Genomic DNA, 12,197 nt, shown 5'->3' with positions numbered 1-12,197 from the left:
AAAGGGCGATCAGCAGTGTAGCGTGCCGCAGCGTTTACGGCATTATCAGGATATTGCCGATGAGGGCGGCGCGAAAACACGCGCCGCAGCACCAATATGTGACAACGTCACTGAGGATAAACAGAGTCGGCCAGTTTCCCGCGTCGATCAAAGCGACGTGCGGCCAGCCACAGCAATGCGGTAACAAACCAGCCGATGATCCATGACACATCGTTGCCGGCAAAAATCCACGTCAGGGAACCATGATGCAGCGGGTTATCAATGAACGGCAGCTGTACCAGCACCCCGAGGAAGTAAATGATAATGCCGGCCCAGTTCCAGCGACCGTAGCGGCCATCCGGTTGCGACAGCGCGGGCACATCGACTTTCCCTTTGGTAATCAGATAAAAATCCGTCAGGCTGATGGCGCTCCACGGCACAAAAAAGGCCAGCAGGAACAGCAGGAAGGGGGTAAATGATTTGAGAAACGCCGGTTCGCTGAGCAGCGCAATGATGCAGGAGAGCGTCACCATCAGCACCACAAACAGGATACGTCCGCCACGGCTGATCGCGGTTTGCTGGCGAAAACCGGAGACAATGGTGGTCAGCGACATAAAGCTGCCGTAGGCATTGAGCGTAGTGAAGGTGATTTTGCCAAAGCAGATGGCGAAGTAGATAACCATCGCCATGGTGGCGCTGCTGCCCAGCCCGACGATGTAGCCCACTTCATTACCGGAGAACGCTTTACCCGCAATTGCAGCCACAATGACGCCCAGCGTCATGGATGCCTGCGTGCCCAGCACGGTGCCAAAAAACACCGAACTGAACAGCTTTTTCGCGGAGACATCCACCGGCAGATAGCGCGAGTAGTCCGACACATAAGGGCAAAACGCAATCTGCCATGACGAGGAGAGCGATACCGCCAGCAGAAAACTGGCAACGCTGAAGTGCTGATTTTGCCAGACGGCCGCTAAATCGTGGCTGGAGAGTAGGGTGATGAACAGGTAAACAAACGCCAGCACGCCGATGACGCTGGCCACTTTGCCGAGTTTATGAATCACCCGATAGCCGAGCACCGCAATCACGATGATGATGGCGCTGAAGATGATCATGCCGGCTGCATTGCTGACGTTGACCAGCTTCGCCAGCGCCTGGCCGGCCAGTACCGTGCCGCTGGCCGAGAAGCCCACATACATAATGCACACCAGCACCAGCGGGATCACCGCGCCAAACACGCCAAACTGCATACGGCTGGTGATCATCTGCGGCAGGCCAAGGCGCGGGCCCTGAATCGCGTGCAGCGACATGATGGCCGCGCCGACGATCTGTCCCACCAGTAAACCGACAATCGACCACACCACATCGCCGCCCAGCACCACCGCCAGCGCACCGGTAACAATGGCGGTGATCTGCAAATTGCCGCCAAACCACAACGTGAACTGGCTAAACGGATGCCCGTGACGCTCGCTGAGCGGGATGTAATCAATGGAACGTGTTTCTGACAGGCGCTGTTTCTCTGCACCTGAATAATCTGCGGCAGGTATCTGAGCGGACATAGTTTCCTCGCTGGAACGGCTAAAGGTGGTTAGTCATTGATTTTTCTTGTTAGTCAGTAGTAAATGTCACGAAACATACATGTATATACATGTAGCGATATTGTCACGAGGTTGATGAGGTTACAAGCTGACCGGTCATTGGAAATTGTGATGACGCTGGCAATGTTGTCCGTTAATGTCAGGAGATTGTCCGGTAACGGACGCGCACAAAGGCGATGATGCGCTAACTACAGACCCACTAACTGTGGCGATCAGGACAACCCGGGGAGGGAATCATGCAGGCAGTGATTGAAACAGAACGCTTACGACTGGAACCCTTTGCGCTAAGCCACCTCGCCGGCTTGCGCGCGATGGATGATGACCCGGAAATCATGCGTTATATCAATGAGGGACAGGTGAAGAGCGAGGACGAGACGCTGGCGACCATTGAGCGCGTGCAGCAACGCTGGCAGCGCTATGGTTTTTCCTGGTGGGCACTGCGCGAGAAGAGCAGCGATGACATCGTCGGAGCGGCTTGTCTGCAGCATCTGGCTCATCAGGAACAGGCGCCGCTGGAAATTGGCTGGCGACTGTTGCGCAGCAGTCAGGGGAAAGGGTATGCCACCGAAGCCGCCACGGCGATTGTGCAGTTTGCTACCGGGCAGATTGGCGTGGATTATCTGGTGGCGGTGGCACATCCGGAAAACCTTGCATCCCATCGGGTGATGCAGCGGCTGGGTATGCGCTATCGCGGTATCGAGCAGCATTACGACCAGCCCTGTGTGGTTTATGAACTGGATATGAAGAGTGCCCCAGCGCATTCGTGAGGCAGGGCGCGCACCTCTGGTAGCGGCGCGACTTATCACGCAATAAATTGCGCCGCTATCAAACATGCACCCGGTAAGGGTGCGCTCAATACCCTGGTACGTGCGCGGCTTTCATGATCAGATTTGCCACCGCCTGCGGCTGGGAAATCAGCGACACATGGCTGGCCTTGAGTTCGATGGTCTGCGCATGCATGCGTTTCGCCATAAAGCGCTGCAGATCCGGATTGATAGTGCGATCCTCCGTCGACACCGCATACCAGCTTGGTTTGCTATGCCAGGCCGCCACGCTGGTTTTCGCCTGGGTAATGGCTTTACCCATCGGCTGCTGAACGGCGTAATAAGCCCGCGCTTCGCTTTCCGGCAGATCGCCGGCAAAGTCGTGGATAAACGCCTGTTCACTGAGCGCGCCAAAACCGTCGTCACGCCACTTCAGGCCAGCGGCAACCGGTGCTGCAGGGAACTTTTTGGTGAGCGCCGGATAATCTTCACCGGCCTCAGGCGCGCGCGCCGCGATGTACACCAGCCCCTTCACTTCAGGTTCATCGCCCGCCTGGCTGATAACCATGCCGCCGTAGGAGTGCGCAACCAGAATCACCGGTCCGTTCTGCTGTGCCAGCGCGCGTTTCACCGCCGCCACGTCATCATTCAGCGACGTTGTTGGGTTTTGTACCGCGGTGACGTGCAGACCTTTCGCCTGCAACAGTGGGATGACTTTGCCCCAGCTGGATCCATCAGCGTACAGGCCATGGACCAGCACAATATTTTTTACTTCCTGCGGCGCGGCAGCGCTGTCGGCATGCGCCAGTCCGGCACTCAGGGCAGAGATTACCAGCGCCGTCAGCGCCGTGATTTTGCGTAATGTCATGATCGGTCCTCATAATTAATCGGGGTTCATGCACCACTGTAAGCGCCGGGGACCAACATTCCGCTGACGTGGAAATGACAAAAAAATGACAGCGACACGATGTGGCAGCGGAGGATTTAAAAGTAATAAAAGCAGAGGATTAGCCGTGAGTCGGAGCATAGCCGCTATGCTTGATAAGGATGAGACCCGACCAACCCGAGAATCTCTCAAAGGAGTGCTGAATAGATTATGCTGTTGCGCAAGAAGAAAATCCGCTCTCACAGCGAAGACCGCCTGCTGGCGTTAACGCTGGCCACCACGGCCGGTATCCTCAACGCCATGGCGTTTGGCGCATTTGGTTTTTTCCCTTCCCATATGACCGGCAACACCTCGCAAATTTCGGCAGAGGTAAATGGTTCTGACCTGCACGATCTGCTGTTTCTGGCCGTGCTGATTTTTGCTTTTGTCTGCGGTGCCATGCTGGCGCGTTTGACGGTAGCTTACGGCCTGAAGCGGAATCTGCGCACCATTTACTGTCTGGTGCTGCTGGCCGAGGGTATTTTCCTGCTGCTGACCTCCCTGGTAGAAATCCTGTGGTATTCCGAACGAAACAACGGCGAAATTCTGGTTACGCTGAGTTTGCTGATGGGCATCCATAACTCAACCTCGACTCAGCTTTCCTCCGGTCGCGTTCGCTCCACGCACGTGACCGGCACACTGACCGACGCCGGCATCGCGCTGGGATCCTGGCTGCGCGCATCCTTCAGTCAAAGCGAGGCCGCCGATCGCGATGGCCACCGAACCGTGCTTTTTACTCATTTGGTCACTATCTTCTCGTTTCTTTCCGGCTGCGTTGTCGGTTATCTGCTGTTCAGGCACCTTGGATTTGAAGCGATGGCGGGGTTAGGCATTGTGCTGGCGCTGATCGCCGTCGGTGGCATCGCCAGAACCCTGCATTTAACCGGCATGCGATTTTGGTAACACCGACCGAAAGTTATCCGATTTGAAGCCGATGGAGTAAGTGCACATGAACACTACTTATTGCTGGTATTCATGTGCACTTGAAAGTGCAGGGCAAATCATGTACACATGAATACTCTATAAATGTGATTTTCCCGTAGACTTATATGAACAAAATGACGGCAATCGAGCGGCTTAATGCGTTTGACAGGCAGGGGCGCTATGTCTTTGCTGTGCGTGATTTAGCCAAAGTCTTTTATGACGACAGTGACAAAGCTTTCAATGCTGGCCTGAACCGTCTGGTGAAGGACGGCATCCTGCAGCGCGCCAGCCGTGGCGTCTATGTTTACGCCTATGCGAGAAGTAAAGACGCTTACACGCTGGAAAGAATCGTACAGACGTTGCGCAGAGGAGAATACAGCTACCTGAGCCTGGAATCGGCGTTATCGGCTTACGGGGTAATTTCACAAATCCCGATGGGGCGTCTTACCGTTATGACCACGGGCCGTTCTGAAGAACACATTACGCCTTATGGCGTGATCGAATTCACGCATACCAAACGATCGCCTGAACAAATTTTGCAGGACACCATTTTGGGCGAGTCACCTTTGCGCCTGGCAACTAAAAAAGCCGCACTGCGCGATTTACGTCGGGTGGGGCGTAATACGCATCTGATTGATGAGGCGGAAACGAACGATGAATCAGAAAGTCAGTTTCACTGAACTGGTCGCTAAGGCCATGGCTTCAGCGCAACTCGAGGGTATGCGTAACGTAGTGGAAAAAGAGCTTTTACACTACGATATCCTTTACTGTCTGGATAAAGCGGGTCTGCTGCAAAATCTGACGTTTCAGGGCGGTACCTCTTTGCGGCTATGTTATGACGGCAATCGATTTAGCGAGGAACTGGATTTCGCCGGCGGCATCAACTTTTCCGGTGCAGATTTAAAAAACATGAAGGTCTGTATCGAAGACTATCTCGGCACGCGTTACGGTTTAGAAGTTACGGTCAAAGAGCCGGCAGAACTTCGCCGCCAGCCGGGCTATGAAGAGATCAGAGTCGATAAATGGCAGGTCTCCGTGACGACGGCACCCGAAAAACGCGATATGCCTAAACAACCCATCAAAGTCGAAGTTGCTAATATTCCCGCTTACAGTCGCAAACCGTTGCCGCTGAGCCGCAATTATCCGGTGTTGCCGGATGGCTACAGCGATACGCTGGTGATGTGTGAAAGTCTCGACGAAATCATGAGTGATAAGCTTATTTCCCTGGTTGCGACCACCAAATATCTTCGTTACCGCGATGTCTGGGATTTACCCTGGCTGATGCAGCAAGGCGCTGCGTATGATGTGGGCTGGATTCGGCAAAAAATCGAGGATTACCGGATTCCTGACTATGAAAAGTTATTAAAACAGCGGCTGGCTGGTATCGAAAACATCGTCAAAGACGGACGTTTTTACAACGAAATGCGCCGTTTTATACCCCAGCAGGTATTTGCCAGAACGCTGGGGCGTGCAGAATTTACCGATTACATCGCCGAACGTTTGACCTCGCTGTTGCAAAGATTGCAGCGAGATTTAGCAGGAAAACGGCCAGACGACGCCTTCAGAATGTAACAGCGACGCTGGCCCGGCGTACAGAGGAGATAAAAGAGCAGGGGACGGGCGCTGTCAAGCCGGCAGCACGCTCAGGAAGCGGATTTTTTTTGTTAATTTGCCGTCTGGTTTTCTCACAGGCGCTATAACTTACTATTCCTGCTTCAACAAACTGCTGATGAGGTAAAACAATGGATAACACCATGATAACGGATGAATTTTTCAAAGATTTGTCTGCGTTTGTCGGGACGCATTTCGTTTATACCTATGATAATGGCTGGAAATATGAGTGGTACGCGCGCAACGCGACGACCTGTGATTATCGTATCCATCAGGGATTGGTTGGTGGCCGTTGGGTGACCAATCAAAGCATGAATGCGGTGCAGTTCGCACCGGGCATTTATAAAGTCGACTGGCACGAGCCGACAGGCACCTGCGTTAGTCTGCTGTTTGATATCAACCGCAAGGTGATTCACGGCACCATCTTTTTCCCGCAGTGGATTGCCGGCGAAGGACAGCATCCGGAAAAAACCATCTGCTATCAGAATGAATTTATTGAAGATATGCATCGTTTCCGTGATGAAGGGCCAGCGTATCCGTACGTGGTGATTCCTGAGTTTGCCAAAGTGACCTACATGAAGAATGAAGGTCCGGATAATGATGCCGTAATCAACATGCCGCCGGGACAAATGCCGGAAGATTATTTTAAAGATAAATGAGGCTGGCAATCCGCTGACGGCGCTGGGTTCGGTCGCCATGAATGGCGACCCTGCGATTGTGCAGTGCGGCGAGGCATTGCAGGGTGCGCATTGATGCGCACCAGAGTTACTCGTGAGTGGTATCCAGCAAACAGACCGATCGCGCTACGTGAAATCTGACAAAAGCGCTGAGGGATAACCGGGAAGTTTTCGCGTAGCGTTGTCATGCTGGATGAGCTAAAGACATGGAAAGCCACCGGGCGAAGCTAACCGGGTATTCAGTTGTAGGGTGCGCATTGATGCGCACCAGGATATCGCCGTGGTGTCCATCAAACAGACCGGTGGGATAGGTGGAATGCGTTGTAGGCCTGGTAAGAGGCGTGAAGGGCGAAACTGAAGGATTGCGCTATCTGACGGGATATCTTATTTAACATAATATACATTATGCGCCATTTGATCACAGGGGCAAAGCTGATCTGATCGCTGTGAGCTAAGCTGACCAGGCCGCTTTAGGCTACCTGCTGAAAATCCTCAGATACCTGTATAAATTCTGCAAGCATTTCCGTGAGTTCATGCTTCAAACTTTGCTTTCCTGAGCGTGTGTCGGCTCCACTGAACATACTCTGATCACCTGCAATAAGATTCCATTTGAAAGCGGCAATGATAGATTCATACGCTCAACGCTATGACACGTCGCGTGATTAATCCGGCAATACGCAGAGATCAGCAATATTTGTTGGATAAACGACGTCGCGAGTGTTTCGCAGCTCAGTAAGATCCCACCAGTGATAACTATCAATGACTAACTTTTCATTTTCAGTCCAACCACTGGTACGGATATCTTCATCTCCAACTTTAATTAAATAAAATCGTTCATTTGCCAAAACCACCTCACCGCTGGGAAGCGTCATTTCAAAAATGCGCTTAGTTAACGGCTGACCCACATCATCGACATAAAAGCCTGTTTCTTCTCTGAGTTCTCTGATGGCTGCCTGTTCAAAAGTCTCTCCCGGTTCAACGCCTCCACCGGGGGTGGCCCAGTATTCTCTGCCTGACAGGGCATTATTTTTATGCTTAAACCAGAATAATAAAACCTGATTAAGAGGATTTATAATAAGCAAACGAGCCGAATCCCGGGTGCGCACTTTATAATTCCTTTATGATTTTTAATGTAAATCAGCATAACTGATCATGGTCAGAAAACGAAACGCCACAGTCTGCAGGAACAGGACGACAGGATAGACATCCCTCCCCGGCTCGCTATATAGTAAGCGCGCATCTCACTTCTGACTTGCCGTAGGCGTTACCGTCATCCAACGCGCCCTGAACCGGAATGGGCCTCTGCGCAGAGGAAAACCGGAACAGCGCCACGGCATCGTTCACGCTTTCTACGCATCCTGTCTCTCGGGATCGCTAGCAGTGCATCACCGCACGTGGCCTTTCATTCTCTGACTGACAAGGCACATTATGAAGCTGACCAACAACACCCTGCTCATCACCGGCGCAACCAGCGGCATTGGCCGCCGCCTGGCCGAGGTTTTCCACGATCGCGGTAACCGCGTCATTATCACCGGCAGACGTCAGGCGCTGCTCGATGAGATCACCGCCCAGCGCCCGGCCATTACCGGTTTTGCTCTGGACGTTAATGACACCACCGCCCTCGCCCGCTGTTCTGCGGCGATTCACGCGCAGTTCCCGCATATCAACGTGCTGATCGCCAACGCCGGTATCTCGCAGCCGGAAACGGTGACGGCAGACGAATGGACCAGTGATATTGCTGAGCAAATCGTGATGACCAACATCCTCGGTGTGATTCGCGTCACCGCCGCGTTTTTGCCGCTGCTGCGCCGTCAGCCGCAGGCCACGCTGATGGCAACCAGTTCCGCGCTGGCCTTCCTGCCGCTGGCCAGTTTTCCCACCTACTGCGCCAGCAAAGCCTTTCTGCATTCCTGGCTGGTTTCGCTGCGTCATCAGCTGCGTAATACCCCGGTCGAGGTGCTGGAAATGCTGCCGCCATATCTACAGACGGCGCTGACCGGTGATCACCAGCTCAGCGATCCCCGTGCCATGCCGCTGGAAGACTATATCGCGCAGATTCTGCAGATGCTGGAAAATGGTCCGGTCGCGCGCGGCGAACTGCTGCTGGAGCGCGACTATACGCGGCGCTGGGCCGAACGCGACGGCAATTTTGACGCCATATTTGACATGATGAACCCGCGCTAATCTGCTTTGAACCGGTGCGCCCGGCAGCGTACCGGATCTATCACGAAGTACGCAAAGGCGCGCCGTGGCTGAAGTGCGCCAGCAGCCGTTCTACCGCCGGATTGGCCTGCGCCTGAACCGCATAGCAAATGCCGACACGCCGCATCAGCGGCTGACCGGGTAAAGCGCGCCAGGCCAGGCGATGCCGCGCGGCAACCAGCGGCGCCGGCGCAATGGTGACGCCAAAGCCGGCTTCCGCCAGATCCAGCGCCAGCGCGTAGCTGCCGGCGTTGGCCGCGGCCGCACCCGCACCGTAAAACGGCAGCAGCCGCTGATGCGACTCATCAGTCGGCACCATCACCCACGGCAGCGGATGCAACTGGGCATGGGTCAGCGTCTCCAGCTGACTTAGCGCATGACTGGCGGGATACGCCAGCACGTAGTGCTCTTCAAACAGCGGCATAAACAGCTCGTCTTCGCAGCGCAGGCTTTCACACGCCAGCCGGATATCGCCCACGCAACCGGGCTCGACGTTAAGCAGCACCGTGGGAAAATGTTGCCGGATGGCCGTCAGCAGTTGCGCCAGCTGGGCGGGCGCGACATCCCCTTCGACGCCAATCTTCAACGGCAGGCAATCCGACGGCTGCCGAAAGCGTGTGACCAGCGCCTGCATATCGCTGAGCATCTTGCGCGCCTGGGGATAAAGGACGCGTGCTTCCTCCGTGACCTCCACGCCGCGCGGCCTGCGGATAAAAAGCGTGGTGGCCAGCTCCTCTTCCAGTAGTTTGATCGTGGCTGAGAGCGCAGGCTGCGTCAGATTGAGTAACTGTGCGGCGCGCGTGATGTTGCGCTCTTCAAACACGCAGATAAAGGCTTTTAGCTGTCGCTTATCCATAGAAAATCATTATATCGGCGAAAGAAATAAACCATTTTTCACCAATCGCTGCGCGATTTAAAGTGCACGCCTCAGCTTCGCCATTAATTTTATCTATGAGGAAGTCATTATGACGCAGAATGTTAAACCTTTAATCGTCATCACCGGTGCCAGCTCCGGTATCGGTCTTGCCACGGCAAAGCTGCTTTCGGCGCGTGGACATGCCCTGCTGCTGCTGGCTCGCCGTATCGATCGTATGACGGCACTGAACCTGCCCAATACCCTGTGCCGCGCGGTTGATGTGACCGATCGCCACGCATTTGCCGCCGCAGTGCAGGATGCTGAGCAGCAGTTTGGCCCGGTCGATGCGCTGATTAACAATGCGGGCGTGATGCTGCTCGGCGCGATTGAACAACAGGATGCCGGCGAATGGGATAAGATGTTCGACGTCAACGTGAAAGGCCTGCTCAATGGCGTGCAGGCGGTCACCGCAGGCATGATTGACCGTAAAAGCGGCACGATCATTAATATCAGCTCAGTGGCCGGACGGAAGACGTTTCCTAATCACGCAGTGTATGTTGGCACTAAATTCGCTGTGCATGGCATGTCAGAGAATCTGCGCGAAGAGCTGTCGCCGCACAATGTACGCGTGATCGTTATCGCGCCGGGCGCAGTTGAAACCGAGCTGTTGAGTCACACCACCAGCGAAGCAATTAAGGAAGGTTATCACGCGTGGAAAGCCGAAATGGGCGGCAAGGTGCTCAGCGCATACGACGTGGCCAGCGCCATCGATTACGCCTATTCGCAGCCGCAGTCGGTCTGCGTGCGGGAAATCGTGCTGGCGGCCACCCGCCAGGGCGCATAAACCTCAGTGACCCGGCAGCGCTGCGCCGGGCTCCATCTCTTCGGCTAAGGCCATCAGCGCCGCGCGGTTACCGATAGCATAACCCCCCTGCTGCTTACGCAGCACCCCTTCTGCGCTGAACTGCGCAAACACATACAGCAGGTGGCGATAGGTCACGCCAAGGTACTCCGCCACCTGCGTATGCTTCTCTTTATACACACCATCATGCTGGGTCAGCAGGATAAAGGCCGCCAGCCGGTTAACCAGCGGAAACGCCTGATTGCGCGTTGAGGTGACAATATTGCGGAAATTCTTTTTCACTAAACCGAGACAGGCGTGGCGCAGGAACTGCGCATCATTTAACAATAGCGTGCGGCAGGTTTTCACCGGCAGCGCCAGGCACCAGCAGGCTTCAATCGCCTGCACCGCGCGTGAAGTATGCGTTTCATCCAGCACTTCAATCTCGCCAATAAAACAGGGCGCATTAAAGAAATCCACCAGCGAAATACGGCCATTGGCCAGCGTGACATACAGTTTGGTGCGACCGCGCGCCAGATAAAACATATACGACGGCAGAGCCCCCTCACGCACAATATAGTCCCCGGCAAGAATATGAAATAAATGTGTGTGCGGGATCACATCGGCTGAAAATTTATCGCAATAGCCGGACGCCATTATTAACTGTTGCTTCAGCGCGTCATTATTTATTTCTTTCATCATTCGATGTCCACTATGAGATTTCTCATACGCTGGCGTGTCACGCCGCTGCTAAGGTGAAGGCCTCTACCCTACCGCACCGGAAAATTTCTGCAATGAAATTAAGGTGATAAATAAAGAAGCTGAGGAGTAAACCATGACAGCACGTAAAATTATTCTGGACTGTGATCCCGGTCATGATGATGCCATCGCCATCATGCTGGCCGCAAAACATCCGGCGATTGAATTACTCGGCATCAGTATCGTGGCGGGCAATCAAATTCTGGACAAAACGCTGGTTAATGGCCTGAACGTTTGCCAGACGCTGAATATCGACACGCCAGTTTATGCCGGCATGCCGCAGCCGATTATGCGCCAGCAGATCGTCGCCGATAATATTCACGGCGAAACCGGTCTTGACGGCCCGGTGTTCGGCCCGCTGACGCGTAAGGCGGAAACAAAGCACGCGGTGAACTTTATTATCGATACGCTGATGAACAGCGACGGGGATATCACGCTGGTGCCGGTCGGCCCGCTCACTAATATTGCAGTAGCGATGCGCATGCAGCCGAAAATCATTCCTAAAATCCGTGAAATTGTGCTGATGGGCGGCGCTTACGGCACCGGTAATTTTACCCCGTCGGCGGAGTTTAATATTTTTGCCGACCCGGAAGCCGCGCGCGTGGTATTTACCGCCGGCGCCCCGCTGGTGATGATGGGCCTCGACTTAACGCACCAGACGGTGTGCACGCCGGACATCATTACCCGCATGGAAAAGGCCGGCGGCCCGGCCGGAAAGCTGTTCAGCGACATGATGAATTTTACGCTGAAAACCCAGCACGACAATTACGGTCTGGCGGGCGGCCCGGTGCATGACGCCACCTGTGTCGCCTATCTGATCAATCCGGATGCCTTCAACGTTCAGCCGATGTTTGTCGAAATCGATGTCAACAGCGGTCCCTGCTATGGCCGCACGGTGTGTGATGCGCTGGGCGTGCTGGGGAAACCGGCAAACACCAAAGTAGGCATCACGCTGGATACCGCCTGGTTCTGGGATTTAGTCGAAGACTGCGTGCGCAGGTACCGCTAATCATTTAACCCCACAATATGGGCAGAAAGTGGTCGCCCATACCGCTATGCAACCT

13 protein-coding genes are annotated in these 12,197 nt (G+C 54.4%); 8 read left to right on the top strand and 5 right to left on the bottom strand.

Annotated features, from left to right (window positions below; genetic code table 11):
* Positions 1–107: 107 nt before the first annotated feature.
* Positions 108–1,535, bottom strand: coding sequence for a cytosine permease (locus tag C1Y42_RS05355; protein ID WP_104092947.1), 1,428 nt, complete (start codon positions 1,533–1,535; stop codon positions 108–110).
* Positions 1,536–1,810: 275 nt separating this feature from the next.
* Here C1Y42_RS05355 and C1Y42_RS05350 point away from each other — a divergent pair, with 275 nt between their 5' ends.
* Positions 1,811–2,341: a GNAT family N-acetyltransferase gene (locus tag C1Y42_RS05350; RefSeq protein ID WP_058769804.1), complete on the top strand. Its 531-nt coding sequence runs from the start codon at positions 1,811–1,813 to the stop codon at positions 2,339–2,341.
* An 85-nt stretch (positions 2,342–2,426) separates the two neighbouring features.
* Here the strand turns inward: C1Y42_RS05350 and C1Y42_RS05345 are convergent, their stop codons facing one another.
* Entirely contained in the window at positions 2,427–3,206 is a 780-nt protein-coding gene (locus C1Y42_RS05345) for an alpha/beta hydrolase (RefSeq protein ID WP_058758558.1), read from the bottom strand.
* Positions 3,207–3,434: 228 nt separating this feature from the next.
* On the opposite strand from C1Y42_RS05345, the gene C1Y42_RS05340 reads away from it, so the two are divergent.
* The 4 genes from C1Y42_RS05340 to C1Y42_RS05325 all read left to right on the top strand — a co-directional run bounded on the left by C1Y42_RS05340 (position 3,435) and on the right by C1Y42_RS05325 (position 6,457).
* Complete coding sequence (locus C1Y42_RS05340) at positions 3,435–4,166, top strand: YoaK family protein (protein ID WP_021506033.1); 732 nt, start codon at positions 3,435–3,437, stop codon at positions 4,164–4,166.
* Positions 4,167–4,312: 146 nt separating this feature from the next.
* Positions 4,313–4,867: a type IV toxin-antitoxin system AbiEi family antitoxin gene (gene abiEi, locus C1Y42_RS05335; protein ID WP_021506034.1), complete on the top strand. Its 555-nt coding sequence runs from the start codon at positions 4,313–4,315 to the stop codon at positions 4,865–4,867.
* Complete coding sequence (locus C1Y42_RS05330) at positions 4,842–5,759, top strand: nucleotidyl transferase AbiEii/AbiGii toxin family protein (protein ID WP_104092946.1); 918 nt, start codon at positions 4,842–4,844, stop codon at positions 5,757–5,759. The genes abiEi and C1Y42_RS05330 overlap by 26 nt, the downstream gene beginning before the upstream one ends.
* 182 nt (positions 5,760–5,941) lie before the next feature.
* The gene (locus C1Y42_RS05325; protein ID WP_104093023.1) at positions 5,942–6,457 is read left to right on the top strand and encodes a phenolic acid decarboxylase; all 516 of its coding nucleotides are present in this window, start codon (positions 5,942–5,944) and stop codon (positions 6,455–6,457) included.
* 680 nt (positions 6,458–7,137) lie between these two features.
* Here the strand turns inward: C1Y42_RS05325 and C1Y42_RS05320 are convergent.
* On the bottom strand, positions 7,138–7,581 hold the full coding sequence (locus tag C1Y42_RS05320) for an NUDIX hydrolase (protein ID WP_058769801.1): 444 nt from the start codon (positions 7,579–7,581) through the stop codon (positions 7,138–7,140).
* Positions 7,582–7,903: 322 nt separating this feature from the next.
* Here C1Y42_RS05320 and C1Y42_RS05315 point away from each other — a divergent pair, with 322 nt between their 5' ends.
* Positions 7,904–8,659 (top strand): SDR family oxidoreductase, encoded by a 756-nt coding sequence (locus tag C1Y42_RS05315; protein ID WP_104092945.1) that lies wholly within the window; start codon positions 7,904–7,906, stop codon positions 8,657–8,659.
* Positions 8,660–8,699: 40 nt separating this feature from the next.
* On the opposite strand, the gene C1Y42_RS05310 is transcribed toward C1Y42_RS05315, so the two are convergent.
* A complete protein-coding gene (locus tag C1Y42_RS05310) occupies positions 8,700–9,533 on the bottom strand; it encodes a LysR family transcriptional regulator (RefSeq protein ID WP_104092944.1) in 834 nt (277 codons plus the stop codon).
* 109 nt (positions 9,534–9,642) lie between these two features.
* On the opposite strand from C1Y42_RS05310, the gene C1Y42_RS05305 reads away from it, so the two are divergent.
* On the top strand, positions 9,643–10,377 hold the full coding sequence (locus C1Y42_RS05305) for an SDR family oxidoreductase (RefSeq protein WP_104092943.1): 735 nt from the start codon (positions 9,643–9,645) through the stop codon (positions 10,375–10,377).
* A gap of 3 nt (positions 10,378–10,380) precedes the next feature.
* Here the strand turns inward: C1Y42_RS05305 and yeiL are convergent, their stop codons facing one another.
* Entirely contained in the window at positions 10,381–11,073 is a 693-nt protein-coding gene (gene yeiL / locus C1Y42_RS05300; RefSeq protein WP_104093022.1) for a transcriptional regulator YeiL, read from the bottom strand.
* 136 nt (positions 11,074–11,209) lie between these two features.
* On the opposite strand from yeiL, the gene rihB reads away from it, so the two are divergent.
* Positions 11,210–12,142 (top strand): ribosylpyrimidine nucleosidase, encoded by a 933-nt coding sequence (rihB, locus tag C1Y42_RS05295; protein WP_104092942.1) that lies wholly within the window; start codon positions 11,210–11,212, stop codon positions 12,140–12,142.
* Positions 12,143–12,197: the final 55 nt, after the last annotated feature.

It is taken from the genome of Pantoea sp. ICBG 985 (assembly GCF_002928365.1).
Classification (GTDB): domain Bacteria; phylum Pseudomonadota; class Gammaproteobacteria; order Enterobacterales; family Enterobacteriaceae; genus Pantoea; species Pantoea dispersa.
The sequence above is the reverse complement of the archived record's forward strand: the minus strand, read 5'-3'. Positions and strand labels throughout refer to the sequence as shown.